The organism is Clostridium sp. AF20-7, assembly GCF_003479275.1.
In the GTDB taxonomy this organism is placed as follows: domain Bacteria; phylum Bacillota; class Clostridia; order Lachnospirales; family Lachnospiraceae; genus Otoolea; species Otoolea fessa.
The window spans coordinates 62,472-87,083 of the sequence record NZ_QUGF01000002.1; the positions used below are offsets into that span (position 1 = coordinate 62,472).

A 24,612-nucleotide genomic window follows, 5' to 3' on the forward strand; every position below is an offset into this window, starting at 1 on the left:
TTTTTAATCTCCTCTATAAAATATATTAAGTATCTTCTACCTCTGCTTCCGCCAGCACGCGGCGTACTTCTTTTGCCACACGATGCGTTAATCCCGGATCCGCTCCGCCAGAAATCAATCCGGCTGTCAGTTCTCTGCCCTGGGCGAGCGCCGGGAAATAAAACTCTGACTGACTTTTATCGGAAGCCATATTAAACCAGACGGAATGGCTCGACGCATCCTCCTTGATCCCTGCGTCCGTCCCCGTCTGCCCGGTCGCTGCCAGCGCCATAAAAAAGTTTTTTTCCTGCCAGATCGTATCTCGAACTTCCTCATAGGTTTGTTCAATCAGACGGATTTTCCGTGAATCCGCCAGCTTCCGTATCTCTTCCGAAGTGTTCGGTGCAATCACCGTGATCGCTGCGCCAAATTTTTCCAGCACGCCGACCCGCCTCGATGCCACACTTCCAGCTCCCACAACCAGTACCTGCCGATCTGTCATATCTATAAAAATCGGAAAATAGGACATTTCTCTTCTCCCACTATTTTCGTTTGGTAACTGTTCAGTGCCTTCACAGCCACGCGCAATAAATCCGCAGACCTACTGAACAGTTACTTCGTTTGTTTCTATGCCACCGGAATTGAGTTCATCTCTTCAAAACCGTATTTCCGTATTATTATAAGGTTTCACGTTTTATAAATCAAGCATGAGGCAGACCTATTTTTCATTTTAGAACCTCTTTTGTTTCTGTTCATGGGTAGGCACTTTTGGAACCGAAAGTGCCGTAAGAAAACGTGGTGGCAGCAGGAATTTGCCGTATTGAAATGCGAAGCCACGGCAAATTCCGTTACTTTTTACGTATGCGTGTACAGTAACCCTCTTTTATTAATACCCGTATACGTAAAAAGTAATCCTTGTTTTATCTTGCCAGAACGGTGCAGATTTTGTATACTTATAACACATTTAAATTCAATACAATGAGTATAAAAAGATTGACTAATACCAATAAAGGAGTTACAACGATGGAAGAATTTTACAAAGCAATCGAAGACAAGATCAAAGCTTCCGGCTATCCGGGCGAGGTAAACGGCGAGGATATCTACAACGACATCTGCGATCAGATGGAGGAAAAAGAAAATGGAACCTATCTGTTTCTCTCCAAAAAAGACAATGGCGTCGTATTTGAATACAAAGTAGACATTCTGGATGAGTCCTTCAATCTCTCCTATGTTCATATTACCGCAAATAACGACACGTTTCATATTGATTTTGACAATTAATAGACAATCTTTTCTTGGACATCCCTGTATTTTTGACATACAGGGATATTTTTTTAAGGATTTTTTTGGAAAATGTGAGCATTGCGCCCTTTATAGAGGTCTGTTATAATTATCATTGTTAAAAGATTGACAAAATTATAAACTGCACACAGGGTTGTGTGCCAATCCATGAAGGAGGGCTAAATATGAAAATCCAGAACATTTCCGATGTAAACACATTTTTTAAAGTAATTGATTCCTGCAAAGGAACCGTCGAGCTGGTTTCCCCGGAGGGCGACCGCATCAACCTGAAATCCAAGCTGTCCCAGTATCTGTCGATGGCAAATATTTTTTCCAATGGCTATATCAAAGAGCTGGAGCTGGTCGCTTATGAGAAAGAGGACTTAGACCGACTGATTAAATTTATGTATCAGGGGGAGTAAGCTCTCTTCTGAGGTGTACACGGTATGTACGTTGCCGTTGTATAAAAAATGTTTGAATGATGCGATAGAAACTGTATAAAAAAGCTTCCTGGCTGCATGGCAGATTGGCCCTGCTGCACAGAAAGCTTTTTTCCGTTTTATGAATCTAAGTCAAACCGTTTCTCATATTTCACGCAGTAAACACGCAAACCTTCTAAACAACTACTCTTCTATCCGCGCCAGCTCTTGAAAGACTTTTTCAATTTCTTCCCGCGACGCCCGGAATGTTCCCTGCACCATCTGGGTGCTCCCGCCGCCGCGTCCCTGCAGACGGGCGTTTAATTCTTTTCCGAATGCACGCATATCACGGCCGAGACTTCCGGCTGTGTAGTTATAACCTGACGCGTCATCGCCAGAGCACACCAGCACGGTCTCTCCTTTTTCCTGTTCCAATAGCAGATTTGCAAACTGACGCACCAGAACTGGCGTCATGCCCTGCTCAAATACAGCCAGCGCTTTCTGATCCTGCGGATAGACGTCTGCCTGCATGGTGAGAATGCGCTGCCAGAGGTGGTTGATCTCACCGTCCTTGCGCCCGCTCTCCTCTTTCAGATGGCTGACCGCCTCCGCCGCCTTCTCCGGTTTTGCAGAAAGCAGGTTAGAGATCGTCTGCATCTGCTCCGTCTTCGCCTCAAAATTCTCCAGCGCACGGTCACCACAGAGCATGGAGAAACGCACGCCGCCCTTGTAATTCATCAGGGAAAGCACCTTGATCACGCCAATCTCTCCCGTGTAATCCACGTGTGTGCCGCAGCAGGCACAGATATCCGCCCCCGGAATCTCTACGATGCGGACCTGACCGGTCAGCTCTTTCTTGCTGCGGTAATCGATCGTTTTCAATTCCTCCTCACCCGGATATGTCACCTGTACCGGAAGATTTGCCCAGACAACCGCATTTGCCTTCTTCTCGATTTCCTTTAACTGTTCCCAGTTAAGCGGACCATTCAGATCGACCGTCACTTCATCGTGTCCCATATGAAATCCGACATTATCATATCCGTATGCAGCATGAATCAGCCCCGATATGATATGTTCTCCCGTATGTTGCTGCATGTTGGAAAAACGCTGTTCCCAGTCGATGGCCGCGTGAACGGTGCTTCCCACCTCCAGCGGCGCGTCCGTCTCATGAACAACCACGCCATGTTTCTCCTTCACATGTGTCACGTGCACTTCCCCGATCCATCCGGTGTCCGACGGCTGTCCGCCGCCCTCCGGGTAAAATCCGGTCTGGGAAAGTTCCACCTCAAATCCGTGCTTTGCCGGACGGCAGGCGGTGACGATGGCATCAAATTCTTTTACATACGGTGTCTGATAATATAACGGTTCCATTTTCATTCCTCTTTTCATTTCGTTGTACAATGTTCTGTGACAAATCGTTATGGATAAACATCCATGTCGATCCGCCCGGTTATCTCGATTATTTCAACAAAAAATTTATAGTAAAATATTTCCGTCCTAATTTTCCTGATTTATGGAAACTGTGGCAAGCTGCCCCTCATATGATGAAGTGTATAGAAAATCTCGGAGGACATAACCATGAGTGATTTAGCGGCTACCAACTGCGGTTGCGGATGTGATAACAACGGAGGAAGCTGCGGCTGTAATTGTGGCTGTGGATGCGGCGGTTTCGGCAACAACAACTGTCTCTTCCTGATTCTGATTCTGCTGTGCTGCGGCGGATGTGGCGGCGGATGCTTTGATCACGGATGCGGCGGCAACAACTGCGACTGCCTGATCTGGATCCTGCTTCTGTGCTGCTGCTGTGGCGGCGGTGGCTTTGGCTGCTGATAAACATCCGCCCATATCCAGCATATCTTTTGAGAATGCATCCATGTACATTTTAATACCGCAGATTTAACACCATCACATCTTATTTGCGCGTCAACTGATAAATCAATGCATTGCAGATCGCGGCGGCTACATTGCTGCCGCCCTTTCTGCCTCTTGCCACAATATAAGGAGTGTCCGGCAAGGATATAATCAATTCCTTGGACGGCACGACATTGACAAAGCCGACCGGCACGCCGATGATGAGCTTCGGGTGGATTTTTCCCTCCTGAATCAACTCGTACAGACGCACCAGCGCGGTCGGTGCATTCCCAACTGCAAAAATACAGTCTTTTCCCATTTCTGCCGCCTTGTCCATACTGGCAACCGCACGGGTGGTCCCGGACGCTGCCGCTTTCTTCGCGACATCCTCGTCCGCCATAAAACAGTAGACCTCACCGCCCAGCGACGCAAGCGCGCGCTTGTTGATACCGGATTTTCCCATATTCGTATCAGTCACGATGCACGCCCCATTTTTCAGGGCTTCCAACGCCTTATCGACTGCGCCCGGTGAAAATACAAGCGAATCTGCGTACTCAAAGTCGGCTGTCGTGTGAATCACGCGTTTCACAATTGGTGCTTCTTTCTCCGGAAATGTCCGTTCCCCCAGCTCCTCGGTGATAATCTCAAAACTTCTCGCCTCGATCTCCGACGGCAATACCTGACTGAGTTCTTTCATTTTCTCATCCATCTATCTACACTCCCTCTTCCAGAATCCGGTAAATTGCTTCCATATCCAAGTACTTCCGCATCGTGTCTGCCAGCCGGTTGTACTGCTCTTCCCGGTATTTCTCATAATCAAACGATAATCCGCCGACTTCCGGCTCCATTCCTTTTTCTTTCATCAGCGCACAGACAATCGTCTCCGCCACCTCTGCCTTGTCAAAAATGCCGTGGACGTAAGTGCCGTAAAGGTTGTCCCGGCAGCAGCCATCCTGTTTTTCAGTGTGGTTTCCCGCCTGTTCTTCCCTGAGTTTCAATAAACTATGATTTACGGCTTTTTCCTGCTCCTTGATCACGTTCTTAACAATATCACCGCCGACCGATGATGTCTCTCCCATATGTATTTCATACCCTTCCGCCTCCATCCCCGAAAGCCCGGAAAAGATACCGCTGACCGTCCCGAAACATCCCTTGACCTGCGTTCTGGTCTTTTCTTCCTGAAACTGTGTCTGTAACGGCAGAAGTCCCATACCGGAGATCGTACGCCCAGGCACACCCGCCTCGGTTCCTTCCTGATCTGACAGCGTCTGTCCCATCATCTGATAGCCGCCGCAGATGCCCCAGATCGGCGTTCCTCCGGCTGCTTTCTTTAAAACTGCCGCTTCCAGACCATTCTGCCGCATCCAGAGCAGATCCTCGATCGTATTCTTCGTTCCCGGAAGAACAATCAGATCCGGTCGTCCCAGCTCAGACAGACGGCTCACATAACGCACTGAAACGCCGGGGATCGGGTCAAAGACGTTCAGGTCAGTGAAATTGGATAAACGCGGAAAGCGGATGGCTGCAATGTCGATCCATGCCTCTACATGTTTTTCAGATGACTTGTTTTCCTGTTTAAGGGTATTATTCCGCCCTGTGGATGAAAGGCGGCTGCTTAAGCTATCCTCGTCCTCGATATCCACATCCATGTACGGAACGACGCCGACCACCGGAATCTTGCATAATTTCTCGATCATCTCAACACCTGGATCCAGGATCGTCTTATCGCCGCGGAATTTGTTGATGATAAGCCCCTTTACCATCGCCTGTTCATCCGGTTCCAGAAGCGCTACCGTTCCATAGAGCTGTGCAAACACACCGCCCCGATCGATGTCCCCGGCAAGCAGCACCGGCGCACCCGCCATGCGCGCCATTCCCATGTTCACGATATCATCCGATTTTAAGTTGATCTCCGCCGGGCTGCCGGCGCCCTCGATCACGATGATATCGTACTGTTCGGACAAGTGCTGAAACGCTTTCTTGATTTCCGGGATTAGCTGCTTTTTATACTTGAAATATTCCTTCGCGGGCATTGTGCCGATCGGGACACCGCGCACGATCACCTGAGAACCGACATCGCTGGATGGCTTTAAGAGAATCGGATTCATGTCCACCGATGGCTCACAGCCCGCCGCCTGCGCCTGCACTACCTGTGCGCGTCCCATTTCCAATCCCTCGCTGGTAATATAGGAGTTCAGCGCCATATTCTGCGATTTAAACGGCGCCACGCGATAGCCGTCCTGCTTGAAAATCCGGCAGAGTCCCGCCGCCAGCAGGCTTTTTCCCGCATTGGACATCGTTCCCTGTATCATGATTGCTTTTGCCACGGTGAAATCCTCCTTATTTTTGAGTGTCTTACCAAATAATGGTTGCTCAAAGCTATTTAATTCGAAGCTATTTTGTGCTTAACCGAAACTATTTTTCTGCCATTTGTCCTTTCAAATGACAGAGATTATTTTATGGTTTCGTTTTATATTACAAATTCACATTGTGTTTTTCTTCAGATTGTACCTCTTTCAAAATATTTATCAACCTTTCATTTTCTCCCCGGTTCCGCACCGCCACCCGGTAATAATGACGGTTCAGCCCTTCAAAATTCTCACAGGCGCGAACCAAAATGCCATGCTCTAAACATCCCTGTTTGTAATCGCGCGAATCCTCATCCGGCGAACGAAACAACAGATAATTTGTCTGGGACAGATAAACGATAAATCCCAGTTCTTCCAGTTTTTCCGCCAGCCGCGGACGTTCCGTCTGCAAAGATTTAACCGTCCATTCCAGCAGATTTCCTTCTGAATGATCCGCCAGTACCGCAAATGCCGCCACTCCGCCCGCCTGTGCCGGAGCCGAGACACTCCACGGCTGGCGGAACTTCTCGAGGCGTTCCCGGAGTCCGGCATTGGGGATGATGCCATAGCCCAGGCGAAGACCTGCCATTGAGCAGATTTTGGTCAAGGCATTTAAGAGGATAACGTGATCTCCAACACCATTTAACAAATTTCCAACAAACGAACCTTCTCTCCGTGTATCCAAAAACCACTGAAAACACTCGTCCAGCATAAGCCAGGTATGTGTTTCCCGGCAGACCTCCGCCAACCTTTCCAGCTCGGTGGCTGAAATAGCGCGCCCTGTCGGATTATTGGGATTTCCGAGAATCAAAATTTTTTCCCAGACGTTTTCACGTTTAGAGGATAAAGTTGGGACCGAAGCTATCTTCGATGCATCCCCGGAGCCATCGCAAAGCATGGCATACAATTCTTCCCTCGCACTCTCCAGGGAAAATCCATTTTCTTCCTTTAAATGAAGCCACCGGATCTCGCAGCCGCACATCCGAAGCGCCTGCTCATACTCCGAAAATCCCGGTGCCAGCAAAATCGCCTGTTTGGGCCGAATCGCTGAGACAACTGCATATAAAATATCCGAAGCACCGTTTCCAAACACGAGCCAGTCCTCCGGAATCGGCGTGCCGTCTGCCTCATAAAAAGCAGCCGCTGCACGCCGCAGCTTCCGGCATAAAGCATCCGGATATTGTTCCCAAGCAGCCGCCGATGCAATCACAGCATCACGGACAGCCTGCGGCATTCCAAGACGATTTGTATTGACTGAAAAATCTAACTCTACGGCTGCATCACCGTAAATATCGCCGCCGTGCGTGTATGGCATAGATGCTTCCTCCCTGTTGTTCCCTCTTTTTTGTGTATTCTTTATCTGGTTACTCTTTCCTTCGTTCGTTCTGTTTTTGATATTTTTATCTGTTTGATTGTTTCATTATTTGGATTTTTTGCCTTTTTTATATTCTTCTTTGTTAAAATTCCCTTATCAAAACAAAATCACGGCCCGCATCACCAGTGCCAGAAGTCCCATGATTCCCGCCGCTCCATACATCAGGCGGTTGACACGGCGGATGTCCTGCGGTTCAATCGGGTGTATCTCATCACCGATATATGGCTTCGGAACTAACTTGCCGAAATACCAGGCATCGCCCGCCAGTCGCAAGCCCAGCGCGCCGGCGCATGCCGACTCGGTCTGCGCGGAATTGGGGCTTTTGTGGTTCCGGCGATCACGCCGCCAGATACGGTAAGCATTCTTTCCGTCATATCGTAAAAGGTATGCAGCTACTATCAATAAAAGCGCTGCCAGGCGCGACGGAATCAGGTTTACCAGATCGTCCAGTTTTGCTGCCGCGCGTCCAAAATGCAGATACCTGTCATTTTTATATCCGACCATCGAATCCATCGTGTTGACTGCCTTGTACAGCCAGCCAAGAAGCGGACCTCCAATCGCCAGATAAAACAAAGGCGCAATCACTCCATCCGACGCATTTTCCGCTACCGTCTCAACTGCCGCCCGTGCGATCCCCGCCTCTGAAAGAGGTTTCGTATCGCGCCCGACAATCATCGACACTGCATAGCGGGCTCCCTCGGTATCTCCCGCCTCCAGCTTCCGGCAGACCGCCATGCTCTCATCCCGCAGGGAGCGCGCCGCCAGCAGATAGTAAGTCATGACCGCCTCGACTACTGTCTGAATCCAGATGCCGCCCAGACGGGAAATCCAGAGGATTGCGCCTGCCACACTGCCTGTCACAAGCAGCACCAGACACACAAAAAGAACGCCCGCGCGGCGTTCCCCCCGTTCCGTTGCATGCTTTTTTCCAGCTGGACGCAAATATTTTTCCAGCCACACAATCAGATTTCCGATCGCCCGGACCGGATGCGGCATCGAATGCGGATCACCCAGGCACAGATCCAGAAGATAACCTGCCAGAATCGCAGCTAAGTGATATCCGACCATTCTGCCTTCTATCATTCCTGTCAATACTTTACTGATTGCTGTCATTTTGTCTACTCCCAACTATTCTTTTATTTGATCCGCATTCCCAGACCGCAGATAACCCGGTGCACTTCCTCCGAATATGCGGCGATCCGCTGGCAAATGCGCCCGTCTGTCTCCCGATAATCGCGCTCAAATGCTTCCATCGGCACAATGCCGCAGCCGATTTCATCCGCCGTCACGAATGCATCCGGATTTTCCTGCATCAGGCGTTCTGCAAACACGTATGGATCGCGCCCGGCTTCCATCTCACGCCTCACAAACAGTTCAAAATGCGTGATCAGATCCGCCTGCATGATCGTCTGTTCGTCCGTTTCTAATCTCCCGTCCGCGATGCGTGCCGTAACTCTACACGCTTCTGGATTTTCCGATCGATTCAGAACGGTGGATAAGTCTTTTGTTTTCCTCCGTTCCAAAGTACGTTTTTCCCACAATTTCATCGCATACGCTGTCTTTCCTTGTTCCCTGCCGCCAATTATAAAAATCATTCTGCTTTTCCTCGCTTAAAAATTCAAAAATCGCAGGCACGTACCTGCCAGCCGCATCGCCGCCAGCACTAGCAGCACATTCCGCTCGCAGCTCTGCAGAAAATGCCCTGCCAGATCGCCGTTGATGCCGCCAAATTCCCGCATGGAAAAACGATAATAGCAAACAAAGGTTGCAAGAGCCGTCAACGCTGCCAGAGCGCCGCGCAGATGTCCCCAGTAAATCATCCAGCTGATCGCCAACACTGCTAAAACTGCCATACTCACGCGAACAACCTTTGTCTCGGCACTTCTGGAAAATTCAGCGGCAAGCCCGTCCTTTTTCGCCTTTGGAAATGCCACCACCGAATAGCCGCTGCAGGCGCGTTCCAGCATAAGCGCCCCCGGCAGCAGCCACACATCTGCTCCCACAAGCTCAGAAACTGCCCCCGCATAGAGAAGCAGGTACAGCCCCAGACCGATGATCGCAAACGCCCCTGTATGGGGATCTTTTAAAATCGCCAGCTTTTTTTCCCGCTCGCCGTAGGAATGGCGCGCATCCGTCACATCGAGATACCCATCCATATGGATTCCACCAGTAATCAATAGTGGAACCGCCGTCAACAGGCAGGTCCGGAACAGAACTCCAGCACCCAAAATTTCACAGAGCGCAAACGTGGCTATCTCTACCGCCCCGATCACCGCCCCGATCAGCGGAAAAAAACAAAGCGCATAGCGCATCCGCTCTTCCGTCCAGTCCATGCGCGGCATCGGAATGCGTGAATACATAGAAAATGCAATGACAAAACTTCCTATCAGATTCAATCTTCGATCCCCCTGACTCTATTCTGGCAACTATAACTTTAGCAGGCATTCCGCTCTGTTCCACTCACTGACTACCCTACATCTTTTGTCCTTTCATCGGCTGCAAAAACAGGTGTTGACACCGCAATCGGAATTCCATACACCACTTCCGTCACCGAATCCGCCATCTGTCCCAGTTCCCGGTTGATCCGTCCCAGAAGCTCTATGTACCGCTCCGATTCCAGATCATACGTCACACCGTCCGAAAAGATCTCATTCGTTACAATGATAAGGTCATGGCACTGGTTTTGCAAGCGTTTTATTCCTTGCAGAATCCGCTCTTGCGCACCATTTTCCTGAGCATAAAATTCATTGAGGACAAGGTTGGACATACATTCAAGGAGAAGCACTGGTTTTTGTGCCACTCGGCAGGACTCCCAGCGCTTCAAACTATCGTTTTCCTGTTCAGCGTCCAAACCAGCCGAATTGGACTCTTCGAATCTCTCCTCTAATTCTAATGTTTCTAACCCCGTATACCGCTCAATCGTCTCAAACCCTTTTGCCGCGCGCATCCGCCGATGGCGCTCCACCCGTTTTCTGCCTTCATCATCCCAAATCCGCATCGTCGCCAGATACCAGAGTGTCCCACCGTTCCTGTTCCGGCACTGCACGGCAGTCTGTTCGGCATATTCGGACTTACCGCTGCCACTGCCGCCTGTAACTATATATAACATCGTTCATTTATCCTCTTTTTCACCGAATTGCAGCAGTTTCCATGCTTTAAAAACATACGCAAAAAATGTTTTAATCCGTATATCTCATCACACCAGCGGCTTATATTCCTCTATTTCCATCTCCGCAAACGTATCCATATCCCGGTAAATGGACAGCGCCATATCCAGCAGTGGAAACAGCGCCAGCGCCCCTGTACCTTCTCCGAGTCGAAGTCCCGCCTGGATAGCCGGAGTTACTCCTATCAAATCAAGCAGCCAGATAGACGCCGGTTCCGCCGATACATGGGCTGCCAGCATATAGTCCGTCGCTGCCGGTGCAATTCTTCCAGCAGCTGCCGCCGCAGCTGCCGCGATAACCCCGTCAATCACAACCGGAACATGATAGATGGCACCGCCCAAAAAAGCACCTGCCATCGCCGCCAGATCGAATCCGCCTACCTTTTGCAATACCTCCATGCCATCCATGGGATCCGGGTGATGCAGTCCGATTCCACGCCGGATTACCTCCGTTTTCCGTTTCAATCCAGCCGAATCTAAACCCGCCCCAGCTCCAGTGACAAGTTCTGGATCCTTTTGCAGCAGAACCGATGCGACCGCACTGCTGGTCGTCGTATTGCCGATCCCCATTTCACCCACTGCAGACAAGCGGTACCCCTGCTCCTTCAGCACACGCACTGCATCGATTCCCGTCAAAATGGCTGTCAACACCTCCTGGCGCGTCATCGCTGCTGCTTTTGTAAAATTGGAAGTCCCGCGCCGGATTTTCCGTTCTGTCAGGGGATGAAGTTTCCCCTGATGTTCCACCTCACAGGCGATTCCTATATCGATCGGAAACACGTCCGTTTCTGCCTTTTCTGCCATCAGGCAGGAGCAGCTCCTCCCGCGTGTCATATTCGAAACAACTGCCGCTGTAACCTCCTGCCCGGTCTGTGATACCCCTTCTTCAACCACCCCATTATCCGCGCAAAAAATCAAAAGCGCACGCTTGGAGAAGTCTGGCACTTTCTCCCCCTGCGCTGCCGCCGTCCGCACAATATCTTCCTCCAGGACTCCCAGACTGCCAAGCGGTTTTGCCACATGCCCCCAATGCTTTTCTGCCTGCTCCCGGATTGTCTTGTCCGCTGGTACAATCTGTTTCTTAAGCTGGTCAAACCGTATTTCCAGCTCTTTTTCCGAAAAATGCCGAAAATCTTCCAGAGATTCCAATGTCTTCATATTCTCCTGCTGCATCTATATGTTCCTCCCGTTTTCGTTTCCGGCCTTTTCCATGGGTCCGTGAACGGGCGTACCCTTTCAGTCTATCGTTTACCGGTTCAAAATTCCGCCTATGATTGTACCATTGACCGGAACAATACGCAAATACAAATTTGTTATCACACCGAAAGCACGAGAAACGACGTTACTGTTCACGCATACGTGCCCAGTAACGGAATTTGCCGTGGCTTCGCATTTAAATACGGCAAATTCCTGCTGCCACCACGTTTTCTTACGGCACTTTCGGTTTCAAAAGTGCCTACCTGTGAACAGTAACAAAACGACACTACCCATCCGGGCAGTGCCGTCTTTTTCAAGCCCATCTTATAAAATTCTATTCCACATATCCATACAAAAAATTATACAATCTCAGGAATCGCCATCACCCGCTCCTCACGCAACCCCTTTCAACATCCACTCATACGCATCATACGCCGTCCGCAGGGAAATTTCAGCTGTCTCTAATTCTGCTTTTTTCTGCAGATAAGACGCCTCACCCTGTAAATACGTTGCTTTATTAATCGCACCGGACTGATACTTAATCTGGGTGGCGCCGTATGTTTTTTCGGCAGACTGGTAGGCTGCCTGCGTCGCGTCGCGTTCTAGGCTTAATGCCGCTATCTCAGCGTACTGCTCATCCGCTGAGGCGCTTGCGGCGCTCTCGGCTTCCTCGATCTGCTGGTGGCGCAGCTTGCGCGCCGCATCTCCGGTTGCGGAGGATCGTCTGGCTGATTTGACACTGGAACTTGCAATGACAGCTGCCGCGCGGTCCGCATCCAGATTCATAGAAGCCAGTTCCGTTGCCGATACGGCTGGAATTTCCCCCAGCGTAATAGAAGTTCCGCTCTTTCCAAGTAAAATGGCAAGCTGGCGCAGCGCCTTATTTGCCTGATCGGTCGTGGATTGTAATGCTGTCTGGGCGCTTAGCAGGTTTTTCTGAGCCTGCAGCAGATCCGTCTCCGTGCAAAGCCCCGCTGCCAGTTCCCTCTCTTTGCGATCCACCTGCGCCTGATAGTTCTCCGCCGTCTTGGCAGCCGCCTCCACCTCGTCCTGAAGCTGCCGGCAGGTGCCCCACTGGATCTGTGCGATCTTTACGACCTGCCAGACCGTCCGGTTTCTGGACGCACGGCTTGACGCCGAATTTAAGGAAGTGAGCGACTTTTTATACTGCTTCGCTGCCATCGACAGCGTTTGTGCATTTCGCTCATAGGTGCCGATCAGTGCCTCATCTCCGCCCGCATCTTCAAGCTCGTCTGCTTTATAGTTCATATCCCGGGCACCGGAAATCATCGCATCGTAGGCTTCCTGGTAGACGGCAAGGCTGTCCTGATAACTGTAATCGGCGCTGACAGCCGTTCCATTGCCGCGCCGCACCAGCGCCTCCAGTTCCCCGTACTCTATCACAGAATCCGCTAGCTGTTCCTCCGTATAGGAGCCCGACTGGCTGGCGATCGTATTGTCTGCGCTATTTTCGGTTATGGTGCCATCTTCCAGCGCCGGACCATCTGCTTCGCTGTCTGAATCACTTTCTGTGCCGGAAATCAAAGGCGTTTTCGCCGCCTGCGCCGGGCTCGATACAAGAATACAAGCCGCCAGGGCAATTCCGATCGAACGACTCAATCTGCTTTTTCCGATTCGTTTCACATTATGACCGTCCAGATGCACATCCAAAGCACTTGCACCGCTTCGGTCTCTTTCTTGCTCCTTGCGCATCTTTTGCTCTGTCCCAGCTTCCGCGTTCATCCATTTTCCTTTCAGATTTCGCATCATCCACCCACCCCTTTCTACTGCGTGGACGCCAGGCCGTCCACCGCCCACTGGTAGGCGAACTGCGCCTGGAGAAGCGACATCGCTGCCGTCTCTTTTGCCACGGATGCCGATTCATAGGAATAGGTTGCGCTCTGGTATGCGTTCTGGCTGATAAGTCCGGCTGCCAGCTTGCGGTCGTTGGTCTGTTTCGTCTTTTCTTCTAATTCAAGGCTGCGTTTTGCCTGTTCATACTGTGCCTCAGACAGCTTCAGATTCTGATAAGCCGACTGGACATTCGACTTGACTGCCTCCTTCCCGCTGGTCAGAGTTGTCTGGTACTGCTCTTTAAGGGTGCTTGTCATCGCGTTGTTGACCTGACGTGCCAGAATCTTTAACTGATAATTATTTTCCTGTGCTTTCGCAATGTCCTCTTCGAGGTTGATCGATGCACTCATCTGTTCCTGCGGGTCCGGTAATGCACAGATTTCTACTGATGCGCCATATTTCCATCCAAGCATCTGGCACAGGGATTCCTTCGTCGATGCAATATTGCTCTCCGCCGTCGTGATGGACGCCTGCGCCTTTAAAAGAGTCTCCTTGGCATCCAGTGCATCCGTCTGGGTCGCGCTTCCGGATGAAAGCTTTAAGTTTGCCGTCTCATAGTCTTTTTCTGCCTTGGACACCTGGTTCTGCACACTCTTTAAGTTTTCCTGGGCATTCCAGTACTGGATCATCAGGTTCTGCGCCTGCTGTACCAACGATTTCTCGGTCTGCGTATACCCCCACGCCTTAACATTCGCATCATCGACGTTATTATCGCCCTGCTCGCGCATCTGGGTCGCGGAAGCCTCGCTTCTCTGTGCTGCTGCCAGCGCGGAACCATAATTCGCATCATCTGAATCCGGGTACTCGATACTGCTCTCGATCTCATCTGCCGCGTCATAATATTCCTGCGCGATCTCATTGCTGTCTTTGCCCTGATAATCCTTGTACTCGATCCGGTTCTTCTCCACTGTGCTGTTGTACTCATGGATTAGATCAGCAATCTCGTCAAATTCGAGCTTATCATCCTGCAGCGAAGCCCATTTTTCTGTGGAATATGCAAATTGCGGGCTGCCTGCCAATACCTGGACCGGCGCACCTGCCGCCAGAAAAAGCCCCAGTGAGCAGGCTGCTGCACCGGCCGCAATCCGATGCTTCAGACATTTTTTTTTATTTCGATTCATGTATGTCACTCCATTCCGATATATCTGATTTTAACAATTATCCTATTCTGTTTCCAATTAATCTATGTCCGGTATCTCTTCCTTCGGTTTCCGGCTCAGCAGTGCGTAATATACTGGAACCATGAAGAGCGCGACAATCACACCTACGCTCAGACCGCCAATATCTACGATCGCCAGACCCTGTGTCGTGGAACCGCTGCTTCCGATTGCCAGTGCCATCGGAATCATCGAGAGGATGGTTGTCATACTTGTCATCAGAATCGGCCGGATACGGGTCGCACCTGCCTCGATGAGCGCTGTCCGCAGATCCATCGTGGAGCGATACTGGTTGACCGTATCCACGTAAAGAATACCGTTATTTACAACAGTTCCGACCAGAATCAGGAAACCGAGCAGGGACGTCATACTGATGCTGACGCCGGTCAGCTTCAGTAATCCGAAGGAACCAACCAAACTGAACGGGATGGTCGTCATAACCATGATGGAAAACTTCACAGACTCAAACTGTGCCGCCATGACAACGAATACCAGGAAGACTGCAATCGCAATCGCGCGGTACAGGGAGCTGAACTCACTCTTCATCATACGGTCACGGCTGTTCTGCCCAATGCTGATTGTACCACTTAAGTTCGGAGTAATTACCTCACTGTTGATTTGCTGCTGTACATTATCACCGGTGTAATCGGCAGAGATTGTGATCTCATATGCACCGTCGGTTCTGGAAATCGAAGCCGGACTGTCCTCAAATACGACATTTGCCACATCGGTCAGTGCCACCTTCTGTCCATTTGTTGCCGTCAAAATAATATCTTTTATGTTATCAACTGTCTCGTACTCGCCCTCCGGATACTCAACCGTTACCGTAATGTCCTCGCCGTCAATTTTAAGTGTCGTCGCGTCGATACCGCTCAACATCTGGTTGATCGTCGTTCCGATACTGGAAGCCGTGAGTCCATACGCCTTTGCCATGACCGGATCAACCTTCAGGGTAATGATCGGTGCATTATTCTCAATACTGGAATGGATGTTGATGACATCCGTTCTTGCTGTCATTTCCTTGACAATCTTATCACTAACTTCTTTTAACTCATCATACTGCGTGCCGTGAAGAATCACTTCATAGCCGCGCTGTCTTCCCATGAAGCTCATGGAAGTTGATGCCGATACGTCGATCGTACAGTTTGCAATGTTATCCATCTCTTTCTGCCACTGATCGGCTACATCGTCTGTTTTCATGGTACGGTCATCTTTCAGATAGGCACTGATCTCGCCGCTGTCTCCGTTGTAACGCAGCATGTACGAATCAACCTGGTCGCTCGCGGAAACAATCGCCTCCGCTTCTGCCAGTGCCTCCTCGATCTTTTCCTGTTTCAGCCCCGGACGCGTCTCTATGCTGACGCTGACCGTACCGGTATCATCCGATGTCATCAGCTCCGTCTGCATTCCGCTCGCCAGAATTACCGTCAGTACAAGTATCAGAACCGAAAATCCCATAACCATCGCCTTGTGGTTTAACAGACGATCCATGATGCCGCGGTACCATTTCTGTAAACGTTCAATCGGACGTCCCATCAGGGCGCGCTTCGCCTCGCTCGGTTTATAGAACAGATAACACAGCGGAACCACCGTCATCGCAGAAAGCAGGGACGCCGACATACAGAACACGATCGTAAATCCCAGCGGCTTGAACATCTGTCCGGTCATACCGTTTAAGAATGCCAGCGGCAGGAATACGACACAGGTCGTGATCGTCGAACCGATGATCGAGTTGATGACAATGCCGGTTCCGTGAAGCACTGCTGAAAAATAGCCAAGCGCCCCCTTGTCTTCCTGCTCCGCCGTTGCACGGAAACAGCTCTCCAGTACAACGATCGAGTTATCGACCATCATGCCGACGCCGAGTACCAGCGCACTCATCGTGATAACGTTCAACGAAAATCCTGCCATCGTGATCGCAATCAAGGACATCAAAATCGAAGTCGGAATGGAACTTCCGACGATCAGGGACGCCTTATAATCGCCAAAGAACAGGAAAATGATAAACATGGAGATGATAACCGCCAGAACCATTGTCTCTGCTACATCTTTTAAGGAAGCAAGAATCGTGTCAGATGTATCATTTGCAACCGTGATTGTCAGATCCGAATCATCCGCCATCAATTCTTCAATTTTCTCTTTTACAGCCGAGGACACTTCCATATCTGTGCTGTCCTGCTGCTTCTGAATCGAAACGGAGATCGTCTCCTGACCGTTGTAACGGGAAATGCCGCCCCGGTCTTTCGTTGCCTCAAACACATTTGCCACATCCGACAGAGAAATAATCTGTCCTGCCGGCGTCTTGATTGGAATATCCTGCAGCTCATTTACCTGTTCTGTTTTTAAGGAGGTAGTAACGGAAAGCTCCAGGTTTCCGGCATCTGCATCACCCGATGGGGATGCCACGTTCGCATCGCTGATGGCACTCGCAACATCCTGCATGGTCAGATTGTACTGATCCATTTTTTCAGACTGCAATTCAATGCTGACGTACTTAGAAGAACCGCCTCGCGTCTCAATGTTTGCAATCGAAGAAATTCGTTCTAATTCAGGTACTATCTTCTGATCCACATAATCGTAGAGGTTTGTCTGCGTCTTATGTGCAATCGAAAGCATCATACTGTCTCCCTGATTAGAGTTCATCGACATAACACTGGGTTCCACATCATCCGGCAGCTCCCGCTGGATATTGTCCAATTTCTGCTTTAAGTTGTCATACGCCTCATCCATATCGGTGCCGTAGTCATACTGAAGCATGATCATCGAACGTCCATCGCTGGATTCGGAGGTAATCGTGTCCACACCTTCCAGCGTACCGATCGCATCCTCGATCGGTTCAGTTACCAGCTCACTGATATCCTCCGGTCCTGCGCCTGAATAATTTGCCATGATAATCAACATCGGCGTCTCCATATCCGGCATCTGCTCCAGCTTTGCCGAAAAGACCGATGAAATACCGAATACAACCAGACACAACAGAGCCATGACAGTAGTAACCGGATGTTTCAGGATATATTTCGTTACTCCCATGTCTTACATTCCTCCTGTCCTACTGTTTCTGTCCATTTTTTGCATCTTTCGGGGTGCCTGCATCACCCGCAGGCTGATCCTTTCCGCCATCTGCCGGAGCGCCCGCTTTCTGTCCATTTTCAGAGCCTGCCAGGGCATCGGCTTTCTGGTTTCCAGCTTCATCCGCTGCTTCCGCATCTGTTTCTTCACCCTTTAAGTTAACGGTTGAACCCTCATAAAGCTGGGAACTCCATGTACTTATGACGAGAGCCTCTGCCGTCAGCCCGGACTTAATCTCCGCCAGCTCCGTATTATAAAGCCCCACCTCGACTTCCACTTTATGTACCGTTCCGTCCTGGTAAACATAGACATTTCCAACACCGTTATCATAGTAGATTGCATCTACCGGCACGGTCATGACATTCTCTGCACGCTCAGACGTTACTGTTACCTTGACAGTACTTCCCGTTGAAAGGCTGTTCGCCTCCGGCAGCTCTGCCTTTATCTTAAACAGACCGTTGCTCTCGTCCGCCATGCTGCTGACATCGGTAATCACACCATCATAAGTCGTTCCATCTTTTACAATGGTCATCGCGTCACCCTGATTTAAGTTGCTCATAACACGCTCGGATACGTAGAACGATACCCTTTTATCTCCCTCGCCGGAGATAACACAGAGCTGCGCCTGCTGGTTGACATGATCATATACATCAATATCCATCGTCTCAATCTTGCCTGAGATCGGTGCGGTCACGGAACTGTATTCCACCTGACGGTCGTAGTTTAATTTTGCCGATTCATAATTTAACTGTGCCGTCTTCGCCTGGTTCTGATACTGCTCCCATTCCTGATCAGAAATATCTCCCCCCTGATAAAGAAGCTGCATACGGCTTAAATTGCTCTGTGCCTCGGTCAGGTTAACAGAGGCAGAGTCCATCGCATTTTTCGCCGTCTCAACCTGTTCAGTATTGATCGTACAGAGAAGCTGACCCGCTGTTACCATATCACCGACGCTGACGTTGACGCCCGTCACATCGCCGGATGCCTTCGCATAGACATAGACAACGTCCGATGCCTCGACAGTACCGGATGTGCTGGTTGTCCGCTGGATCGTTCCGATCTTTGGATTCTCAGCCGCAACCGTCGCCACATTGTCCATCTGCGTGTCCTGCATGCCGCCCGGACCTCCCGGACCGCCGCCTGGACCTCCTTTGCTGCCACCCTTGAAACGCATAAAAAGCGCCGCAAGTACGAGCACCACCACCACCGCGATGATGGCTGTTTTCTTTTTATTCTGCTTTGCCGCTTCCATCAGAGAAGATAGTTTACTCATTTCGCATATTCCTTTCTGGTTTTTCCTAATTGTCCCTAGTATATCATCCCATTTTTAAACGAGTTTCAACTACATATAAACTGAATGTAAACGAACCGTGAAAAAAATGTGTTGCACCGTTCACAATCAGTTTAAACTTATGTGGTATAATATGAGCACTTAGTGAGGTCTTTTCGAACTTAGTGCGAGTCATACCTAAGTCCTTAATGAAGCCGAGCCGAAGGTGAGAGCTGAATTTAGTACTTATGGTATACTATGAATATTTATGATATTACATCTTTTTAATTGGATTATAGGGAGGTTTTACGGATATGTTTCACATTCTTGTGGTAGAAGATGATGCGAAACTGCGTTCCCTGTTCTGCACGGTACTCACCAACAATGGTTATCTGGCGCTTCCGGCAGAAAGCGGCGAAAAAGCATTATCTCTTTTAGATTCTGAATATGTAGATCTCATTATTTCGGATATTATGATGTCCGGAATGGACGGATATGAACTGATTGATCACCTGCGGACGAGTGGATTTACGATGCCGATCCTGATTATCACCGCCAAAGAGCGCTTCGAAGACAAGCAGCGCGGCTTTCAGGCAGGCACGGATGACTACATGGTGAAGCCGATCGATGTCAATGAGATGATTCTGCGGGTTGGCGCCCTGCTCAAACGCGCCAAGATCGCGACGGAGCATCGGATTGTCTGCCAAAATACGATTCTCGACTACGATGCACTGACGGTCACGGTCAACGGGCAGGAGACGCTTCTGCCGCAGAAAGAATTTTATCTTCTATATAAATTACTTTCTTATCCAAATAAGATTTTCACGAGGCAGCAGCTCATGGACGAAATCTGGGGGCTTGACTCGACAACCGACGAACGGACGGTCGATGTGCATGTCAACCGGCTGCGCGAACGGTTTAAAAACTGCGATGATTTTATCATCATGACCGTGCGGGGTCTCGGCTATAAGGCGGTGAAAACAGAAGCATGATCAGCAAGAACTTTACCAAATATTTCCAGATTCCACTCTACTGGCTGACCCTCCTGGTCTTTTTCTTCCTGGTGTCCTCGTTGATACCGATGCTGACCGGATATTTTGTCTCGATGCTCACAAGCGGAACAGATAAACACGAAGTTTTTCGGATTTTCGGTCCGAATTTTCCGCGTCTGATGTCATTTTTGAGCAGCCTTGCGTTCAGTATCGCGCTGTCGCTGTTCCTCTGGTCGAAAATCCTCCGCCCGATCGGTTCCATAAGCCTTGCCGCTAAGCAGGTAGCAGACGGAGACTTTTCTGTTCATGTGCCAAATTCGAAGTCTTTGCAGGCGATCTGTGAACTAACCGACAATTTTAACCGTATGGTACAGGAGTTAAACAGCATCGAATCGCTGCGAAATGATTTCGTGACCACGGTTTCCCATGAGTTCAAGACACCGCTCGCCGCCATCGAGGGCTATGCGACATTGCTGCAGGATCCATCTCTCTCAGAAGCGGACCGGAATAAATACACGCGCATCATCATCGACAGCACGCGCCAGCTCACCACGATGACCGGCAACATTCTTCTGCTTTCCCGCCTGGAAAAGCAGGAGATCGTGACTGGCCGCACGACGTTCAGCCTCGACGAACAAATCCGGCAGGCGATTCTTCTGCTGGAACCGCTCTGGGAGAAAAAGCATCTGAATCTCGACATTGATTTGACGGCGTGCAAATTTTACGGCAACTGTGAGATGCTGCAGCAGGTCTGGATCAATCTCCTGCAAAATGCCATCAAATTCACCCCGGCTGGCGGTATGCTTTCTGCCAAACTCGTCATCACAGGAGATAAGGTGCGCATCTCCATCCGCGATACCGGCGTCGGCATGGATGACGCCACGATGAAACGGATCTTTGAAAAATTTTACAGCAGGAACTCTGATCCCAATGAAAAGGGCAACGGGCTGGGACTTTCCATCACGAAACGGATCATCGACCTGATGCACGGTACCATCGAGGTATCCAGCCAGGTGGACGAGGGTAGCTGCTTTACAGTGATTCTGCCGCTTGAAAAAGCATAGAATCTCATCGGCAAAACATATTGTACCCGACAATCATCAGAGAAATGGCGATGCTGACCCATAGAAAATTCTTTGGGAAAATGAGCACCAGGGTCATGCCAAATCCCATTGAAAAAAGAACTAAACCAAATAAACGCTTCATAGAATGATACCTCTCTGAAATGTCTGTTTTCAAAAGAAGTTAAATAGCAGGCGATCATTGCCAGAGACATCTGTCATTCGGTCGTGTGCTATGATCATTCTATGAAGCGTTTTGATTTTAATTTCTTTATTTCTTCTCTTCCATCTCGCCCGCCATCTTCTCAGCTGTCTGCATCGTCTCCGCATCGATCGGTCCGGTGCTTCCGCCGACAAATTTATTGACGAGATCCGGTGCCATGTCGAGAACCTTGGTCAATGCATCCTGATGCTTGATATTGACCACCTTCGTCATGCCATTCTGAATGACCAGCACCGCGCTCGGCGTCATCTTGGCGCTCATGCCGCCCGCATTCTTCTCTTTCGCCGACTGACCAAACGCGCCCGCCGCCATGCCGCAGGTTACATCCACGAGTGGAAGTATAATCGCATCGCCAACTGTCACTGGCTCTCCCACGACTGTCTTTGTTGTGACGAACTCATCCATACCCTGAAATAATGCACCGATTGTCGATGCAAACTGATTGTCTGCCATATTATCTTCCTCCTCGGTTTCTATATTTATAAACCTGTGTCCGTACATTCTTATCCATCCAGATCCGAAGCGCCATCAATGCCAGCACGCCAATCTGGACTCTGCCCCGGAACGAAAGCTCCCCGTCCAGCGCATTTGCATCCATGACCGGAGTCAAATCAACCTTCTTTCCGTAAACTGGATACAAAAAAGCCGCCACACTCAAAATTTGTCCCATCAAATAAGGATCCTCCACGCCAAACGTAACCTGCCCGGACAGCTTTCTGGGAAATATATGCCGCAGAACTCGCATGAGCTGGCGTTTGATCAGGCGAAATAACTTCTGATTTTCTTCATTTTCTATAAATGCAAGGACGGATTGGCATTTGTGCTCCAGGTTGTTGATTCGGGTAAGCAGCTTTGAGAGGGATTGCCGCAGGGCGCTCCATTTTTGTTTGAACCAGCTAATGATTCTATGAAGGAACGATTCACGCTTTTCCTGGCTGGGATTTGATTTTAATTCATTCTTTGCCCGATGCGTTTCTCCTTCTGCCTCGGACACTCCCGCCTCCTTCACATCTGGAAATGCATCTGCATTCTTCACAGCTTGAGACATTTCCGCCTCCCTCTGCGCACTCCGTCTCTTCACCGCCTCCTCCAGCAGCCTGGCAGTTTCCTCCGCTTTCTCGATCGCGGCGTCTGTCTTCTCCGATGCTGCTTCCGCCCGCAAAATCAGTTCACCGGTGTCTAAATCATCATCCTCTGTTTTCTCCTGCGCATTTACAAATTCCAGCTCATCCGAATCCGCTGCCTGCGTGCCTTCCCGCACACGCCCAGATTCCGTATCTTTCTCTTCACTCTCACTCCCGAAAATCCGGAATCCAAACAACTTAACCGCATATCGAAGCCCATTTTCATAAGCAATCCGCAGCGACACCGCATGAAGCAGCCAATGGATATGCAGATGCACGCCAAAATCCTTGATACTGTGGTAGCTTCCGTTCCCCCGGTATCGAATCGGGACAAATAAAACCGCCAACAGGCACAGAAACAACAGTCCCAGAATGACAAGAAGCAGGATTCCGAGTATTTTCAAGATTATGAACAAAATATGCAGCAATCCATCCCCTCCCACTTCTTATTCTTTCATTGACAAATTCATGTATCAGCTCTGTATCATATGATGTTGGAGTCAAAAGACATTTTCAGTCCAAAAAATCTTCATCAAAGGCTGCAAAATACTTACCTCTTTTTCCTCAGCCTGTCTTCCTTCTCTCTCAGATACGTCTTCACATCAAATCCACCCGTCTCGCGGTACGTCTCATCCACAATCCGCCCCACCATCTCCACGGCATCCTGGTAGCCCGCGCCGACCCCTACGATCAGCAGATCCGCCTGCTCCCGGTAATAATTCTGCCGGAGCACATAGGCAGGCAGGATATCAAGCAGGTTGTGTCCGCCTGAGGCAGGCGTGATCACGTGAACGCCCGGCTGTACCTTTCCGAGGCGGAGTTTCTGTAGAATCGAAAAACGATGCTTTTTAGCAGTTTCTCCCAGATACAGATATTTATACCAAATCATCGTCCCCGCCTCCTAAAAAAGGAGAGCCTGATCCATGGCGCTCTAAAAACAGCACGTTTCCGGCTATTTCACCCACCTGTCAGCTCTCCCTCCTTTACGTGATCAATCTTTTTTATAATTCTTAATAATCGACCGTCTCAGCAGATCCACCGCCTGAATCACCGTCTGCTCACGCACCTTCTCGCGGTTTCCGCGGAAATGGTATTCCTCTACTTTGACTTTATCCTTCATATAACATGCGATATAGACGAGTCCCACCGGTTTCTCCTCGGTTCCGCCGTCCGGTCCGGCGATGCCGGTCACAGCGATACAGGCATCCGCATCCGTCGTAAATACACCGCCTGCAGCCATCTCACGCGCCGTCTGTTCGCTGACCGCGCCGTATTTTTTCAGGGTCGCCTTGCTGACGCCCAGGATCTTTTTCTTTGCCTTGTTGGAATACGTCACGTATCCCTCGTTAAAGACCTCTGAAGCCCCCGGCACGTTGACGATGCGTCCGGCGATCAGACCGCCTGTGCAGGACTCTGCGGTTGTCACAGTCAGGTCGTATTTCTTTAAGAGGCGGACAACGACATCCTCCAGATTCTCATGCTCATCCGTCGTGTAAACCGCATTACCGAACCGTTTCTTGATCTCTTTGATAACCGGTTTTAACAGCTGTTTTGCCGCGTCTTCGCTCTCGGCTCTCGCGGTCACGCGCAAATGTACTTCTTTCGTCTTTGCATAGGTCGCAATCGTCGGGTTCGTCTGCTGGTCGATGAGGTCGAGAAGCATCTCCTCCACCTTGCTCTCCCCGTATCCGCAGATTTTGAGCATCTGGGAATAGATCACACAGTCAGATCGTTTCTGAATATAAGCACAAACCTGATCTTCCACCATCGGATACAGTTCGTTCGGCGGTCCCGGAAGAAGAATCGCGGTCTTACCGTTTTTCTCCAGGGCAAGTCCCGGAGCTGTGCCGTTTGTGTTGGAAAATACCACCGCGCCCTCCGGCACCAGCGCCTGACGCCAGTTGCTATCCGGAATATCGGTGCGCTTGCGCTGCCGGTACCAGTCCTCCAGATGTGCCCGCACCTCCGGATCCTCGACTAACGGCATTCCCATCAGCTCCGCGCAGACATCCTTCGTGATATCATCCTCCGTCGGTCCCAGACCGCCGCCGATGATAACGAGATCGGCTCTTGAGAGCGCCGTCCGGAAGACTTCTGTCATGCGCTCCCGGTTGTCCCCTACCGTCGTCTGGTAATAGACGTTAAGCCCCAGCTTTGCACACGTTTCCGATAAATACTGCGCATTGGTATTGACGATATTGCCAAGCAGCAGCTCTGTTCCTACCGAGATCAGTTCGACTATCATA

At 50.1% G+C, this 24,612-nt stretch carries 24 protein-coding genes; 5 read left to right on the forward strand and 19 right to left on the reverse strand.

What is annotated here, in order from left to right; translation table 11 throughout:
* Window positions 1-25: 25 nt before the first annotated feature.
* Window positions 26-508, reverse strand: a complete 483-nt coding sequence (locus DWX68_RS02035) for an NAD(P)-dependent oxidoreductase (protein WP_118628471.1) — start codon at window positions 506-508, stop codon at window positions 26-28.
* 494 nt (window positions 509-1,002) lie between these two features.
* Between DWX68_RS02035 and DWX68_RS02040 the strand changes: the two genes are divergently transcribed.
* Window positions 1,003-1,260 (forward strand): hypothetical protein, encoded by a 258-nt coding sequence (locus DWX68_RS02040; protein ID WP_022359554.1) that lies wholly within the window; start codon window positions 1,003-1,005, stop codon window positions 1,258-1,260.
* Between the two features lie 185 nt (window positions 1,261-1,445).
* Window positions 1,446-1,682, forward strand: coding sequence for a hypothetical protein (locus DWX68_RS02045; RefSeq protein WP_022359553.1), 237 nt, complete (start codon window positions 1,446-1,448; stop codon window positions 1,680-1,682).
* 201 nt (window positions 1,683-1,883) lie between these two features.
* On the opposite strand, the gene DWX68_RS02050 is transcribed toward DWX68_RS02045, so the two are convergent.
* Window positions 1,884-3,050 carry an alanyl-tRNA editing protein gene (locus DWX68_RS02050; RefSeq protein ID WP_118628472.1) on the reverse strand — a complete coding sequence of 389 codons (1,167 nt, stop codon included), beginning with the start codon at window positions 3,048-3,050 and terminating at the stop codon, window positions 1,884-1,886.
* A 207-nt stretch (window positions 3,051-3,257) separates the two neighbouring features.
* On the opposite strand from DWX68_RS02050, the gene DWX68_RS02055 reads away from it, so the two are divergent.
* Window positions 3,258-3,509, forward strand: coding sequence for a hypothetical protein (locus DWX68_RS02055; protein WP_022359551.1), 252 nt, complete (start codon window positions 3,258-3,260; stop codon window positions 3,507-3,509).
* 82 nt (window positions 3,510-3,591) lie between these two features.
* On the opposite strand, the gene DWX68_RS02060 is transcribed toward DWX68_RS02055, so the two are convergent.
* The 12 genes from DWX68_RS02060 to DWX68_RS02115 form a co-directional block, all read right to left on the reverse strand.
* The gene (locus DWX68_RS02060; protein ID WP_107000405.1) at window positions 3,592-4,227 is read right to left on the reverse strand and encodes a precorrin-8X methylmutase; all 636 of its coding nucleotides are present in this window, start codon (window positions 4,225-4,227) and stop codon (window positions 3,592-3,594) included.
* Between the two features lie 16 nt (window positions 4,228-4,243).
* Entirely contained in the window at window positions 4,244-5,857 is a 1,614-nt protein-coding gene (locus DWX68_RS02065; RefSeq protein WP_118628473.1) for a cobyric acid synthase, read from the reverse strand.
* A 148-nt stretch (window positions 5,858-6,005) separates the two neighbouring features.
* Window positions 6,006-7,193, reverse strand: a complete 1,188-nt coding sequence (locus DWX68_RS02070; protein WP_118628474.1) for an aminotransferase class I/II-fold pyridoxal phosphate-dependent enzyme — start codon at window positions 7,191-7,193, stop codon at window positions 6,006-6,008.
* A 156-nt stretch (window positions 7,194-7,349) separates the two neighbouring features.
* Window positions 7,350-8,366, reverse strand: coding sequence for an adenosylcobinamide-phosphate synthase CbiB (cbiB, locus tag DWX68_RS02075; RefSeq protein WP_243027486.1), 1,017 nt, complete (start codon window positions 8,364-8,366; stop codon window positions 7,350-7,352).
* Between the two features lie 23 nt (window positions 8,367-8,389).
* On the reverse strand, window positions 8,390-8,848 hold the full coding sequence (locus DWX68_RS02080; protein WP_118628475.1) for a bifunctional adenosylcobinamide kinase/adenosylcobinamide-phosphate guanylyltransferase: 459 nt from the start codon (window positions 8,846-8,848) through the stop codon (window positions 8,390-8,392).
* Window positions 8,849-8,863: 15 nt separating this feature from the next.
* Window positions 8,864-9,649: an adenosylcobinamide-GDP ribazoletransferase gene (locus tag DWX68_RS02085; RefSeq protein ID WP_118472660.1), complete on the reverse strand. Its 786-nt coding sequence runs from the start codon at window positions 9,647-9,649 to the stop codon at window positions 8,864-8,866.
* Window positions 9,650-9,720: 71 nt separating this feature from the next.
* Complete coding sequence (locus DWX68_RS02090) at window positions 9,721-10,362, reverse strand: bifunctional adenosylcobinamide kinase/adenosylcobinamide-phosphate guanylyltransferase (protein WP_118472661.1); 642 nt, start codon at window positions 10,360-10,362, stop codon at window positions 9,721-9,723.
* 87 nt (window positions 10,363-10,449) lie between these two features.
* Entirely contained in the window at window positions 10,450-11,592 is a 1,143-nt protein-coding gene (gene cobT, locus DWX68_RS02095; protein WP_118628476.1) for a nicotinate-nucleotide--dimethylbenzimidazole phosphoribosyltransferase, read from the reverse strand.
* Between the two features lie 417 nt (window positions 11,593-12,009).
* On the reverse strand, window positions 12,010-13,386 hold the full coding sequence (locus DWX68_RS02100) for a TolC family protein (RefSeq protein ID WP_118628477.1): 1,377 nt from the start codon (window positions 13,384-13,386) through the stop codon (window positions 12,010-12,012).
* A 14-nt stretch (window positions 13,387-13,400) separates the two neighbouring features.
* Window positions 13,401-14,591, reverse strand: coding sequence for a TolC family protein (locus DWX68_RS02105; protein ID WP_118628478.1), 1,191 nt, complete (start codon window positions 14,589-14,591; stop codon window positions 13,401-13,403).
* Between the two features lie 57 nt (window positions 14,592-14,648).
* Window positions 14,649-17,657, reverse strand: a complete 3,009-nt coding sequence (locus tag DWX68_RS02110; protein WP_118628479.1) for an efflux RND transporter permease subunit — start codon at window positions 17,655-17,657, stop codon at window positions 14,649-14,651.
* Between the two features lie 19 nt (window positions 17,658-17,676).
* Entirely contained in the window at window positions 17,677-18,969 is a 1,293-nt protein-coding gene (locus tag DWX68_RS02115) for an efflux RND transporter periplasmic adaptor subunit (protein WP_182432116.1), read from the reverse strand.
* A gap of 311 nt (window positions 18,970-19,280) precedes the next feature.
* On the opposite strand from DWX68_RS02115, the gene DWX68_RS02120 reads away from it, so the two are divergent.
* Together DWX68_RS02120 and DWX68_RS02125 are read left to right on the forward strand one after the other, a co-directional pair.
* Window positions 19,281-19,958, forward strand: a complete 678-nt coding sequence (locus DWX68_RS02120; protein WP_118628480.1) for a response regulator transcription factor — start codon at window positions 19,281-19,283, stop codon at window positions 19,956-19,958.
* The gene (locus DWX68_RS02125; RefSeq protein WP_118628481.1) at window positions 19,955-21,022 is read left to right on the forward strand and encodes a HAMP domain-containing sensor histidine kinase; all 1,068 of its coding nucleotides are present in this window, start codon (window positions 19,955-19,957) and stop codon (window positions 21,020-21,022) included. Before DWX68_RS02120 ends, DWX68_RS02125 begins: the two co-directional genes overlap by 4 nt.
* A 4-nt stretch (window positions 21,023-21,026) precedes the next feature.
* Here DWX68_RS02125 and DWX68_RS14595 read toward each other — a convergent pair whose 3' ends face one another.
* The 5 genes from DWX68_RS14595 to DWX68_RS02145 all read right to left on the reverse strand — a co-directional run bounded on the left by DWX68_RS14595 (window position 21,027) and on the right by DWX68_RS02145 (window position 24,611).
* Window positions 21,027-21,164, reverse strand: coding sequence for a hypothetical protein (locus tag DWX68_RS14595; protein WP_022360263.1), 138 nt, complete (start codon window positions 21,162-21,164; stop codon window positions 21,027-21,029).
* Window positions 21,165-21,290: 126 nt separating this feature from the next.
* A complete protein-coding gene (locus tag DWX68_RS02130; protein ID WP_022360264.1) occupies window positions 21,291-21,695 on the reverse strand; it encodes a GerW family sporulation protein in 405 nt (134 codons plus the stop codon).
* A 1-nt stretch (window position 21,696) separates the two neighbouring features.
* Window positions 21,697-22,770 carry a hypothetical protein gene (locus DWX68_RS02135; protein WP_147354934.1) on the reverse strand — a complete coding sequence of 358 codons (1,074 nt, stop codon included), beginning with the start codon at window positions 22,768-22,770 and terminating at the stop codon, window positions 21,697-21,699.
* A 146-nt stretch (window positions 22,771-22,916) separates the two neighbouring features.
* Entirely contained in the window at window positions 22,917-23,255 is a 339-nt protein-coding gene (locus DWX68_RS02140) for a hypothetical protein (protein ID WP_118628483.1), read from the reverse strand.
* Between the two features lie 102 nt (window positions 23,256-23,357).
* Window positions 23,358-24,611, reverse strand: a complete 1,254-nt coding sequence (locus DWX68_RS02145; RefSeq protein WP_118628484.1) for a competence/damage-inducible protein A — start codon at window positions 24,609-24,611, stop codon at window positions 23,358-23,360.
* Window position 24,612 lies beyond the last annotated feature (1 nt).

Bases quoted from the DNA above. Each gene is read 5' to 3' on its own strand.
- DWX68_RS02120 (WP_118628480.1), top strand. From the start codon at position 19,281: ATGTTTCACATTCTTGTGGTAGAAGATGATGCGAAACTGCGTTCCCTG.
- DWX68_RS02100 (WP_118628477.1), bottom strand. From the start codon at position 13,386: ATGATGCGAAATCTGAAAGGAAAATGGATGAACGCGGAAGCTGGGACA.
- DWX68_RS02070 (WP_118628474.1), bottom strand. From the start codon at position 7,193: ATGCCATACACGCACGGCGGCGATATTTACGGTGATGCAGCCGTAGAG.
- DWX68_RS02050 (WP_118628472.1), bottom strand. From the start codon at position 3,050: ATGGAACCGTTATATTATCAGACACCGTATGTAAAAGAATTTGATGCC.
- DWX68_RS02035 (WP_118628471.1), bottom strand. From the start codon at position 508: ATGTCCTATTTTCCGATTTTTATAGATATGACAGATCGGCAGGTACTG.
- DWX68_RS02110 (WP_118628479.1), bottom strand. From the start codon at position 17,657: ATGGGAGTAACGAAATATATCCTGAAACATCCGGTTACTACTGTCATG.
- DWX68_RS02130 (WP_022360264.1), bottom strand. From the start codon at position 21,695: ATGGCAGACAATCAGTTTGCATCGACAATCGGTGCATTATTTCAGGGT.
- DWX68_RS02125 (WP_118628481.1), top strand. From the start codon at position 19,955: ATGATCAGCAAGAACTTTACCAAATATTTCCAGATTCCACTCTACTGG.
- DWX68_RS02080 (WP_118628475.1), bottom strand. From the start codon at position 8,848: ATGATTTTTATAATTGGCGGCAGGGAACAAGGAAAGACAGCGTATGCG.
- DWX68_RS02055 (WP_022359551.1), top strand. From the start codon at position 3,258: ATGAGTGATTTAGCGGCTACCAACTGCGGTTGCGGATGTGATAACAAC.
- DWX68_RS02040 (WP_022359554.1), top strand. From the start codon at position 1,003: ATGGAAGAATTTTACAAAGCAATCGAAGACAAGATCAAAGCTTCCGGC.
- cbiB (WP_243027486.1), bottom strand. From the start codon at position 8,366: ATGACAGCAATCAGTAAAGTATTGACAGGAATGATAGAAGGCAGAATG.
- DWX68_RS02045 (WP_022359553.1), top strand. From the start codon at position 1,446: ATGAAAATCCAGAACATTTCCGATGTAAACACATTTTTTAAAGTAATT.
- DWX68_RS02115 (WP_182432116.1), bottom strand. From the start codon at position 18,969: ATGAGTAAACTATCTTCTCTGATGGAAGCGGCAAAGCAGAATAAAAAG.
- DWX68_RS02060 (WP_107000405.1), bottom strand. From the start codon at position 4,227: ATGAAAGAACTCAGTCAGGTATTGCCGTCGGAGATCGAGGCGAGAAGT.
- DWX68_RS02145 (WP_118628484.1), bottom strand. From the start codon at position 24,611: ATGATAGTCGAACTGATCTCGGTAGGAACAGAGCTGCTGCTTGGCAAT.
- DWX68_RS02090 (WP_118472661.1), bottom strand. From the start codon at position 10,362: ATGTTATATATAGTTACAGGCGGCAGTGGCAGCGGTAAGTCCGAATAT.
- DWX68_RS14595 (WP_022360263.1), bottom strand. From the start codon at position 21,164: ATGAAGCGTTTATTTGGTTTAGTTCTTTTTTCAATGGGATTTGGCATG.
- cobT (WP_118628476.1), bottom strand. From the start codon at position 11,592: ATGCAGCAGGAGAATATGAAGACATTGGAATCTCTGGAAGATTTTCGG.
- DWX68_RS02140 (WP_118628483.1), bottom strand. From the start codon at position 23,255: ATGATTTGGTATAAATATCTGTATCTGGGAGAAACTGCTAAAAAGCAT.
- DWX68_RS02105 (WP_118628478.1), bottom strand. From the start codon at position 14,591: ATGAATCGAAATAAAAAAAAATGTCTGAAGCATCGGATTGCGGCCGGT.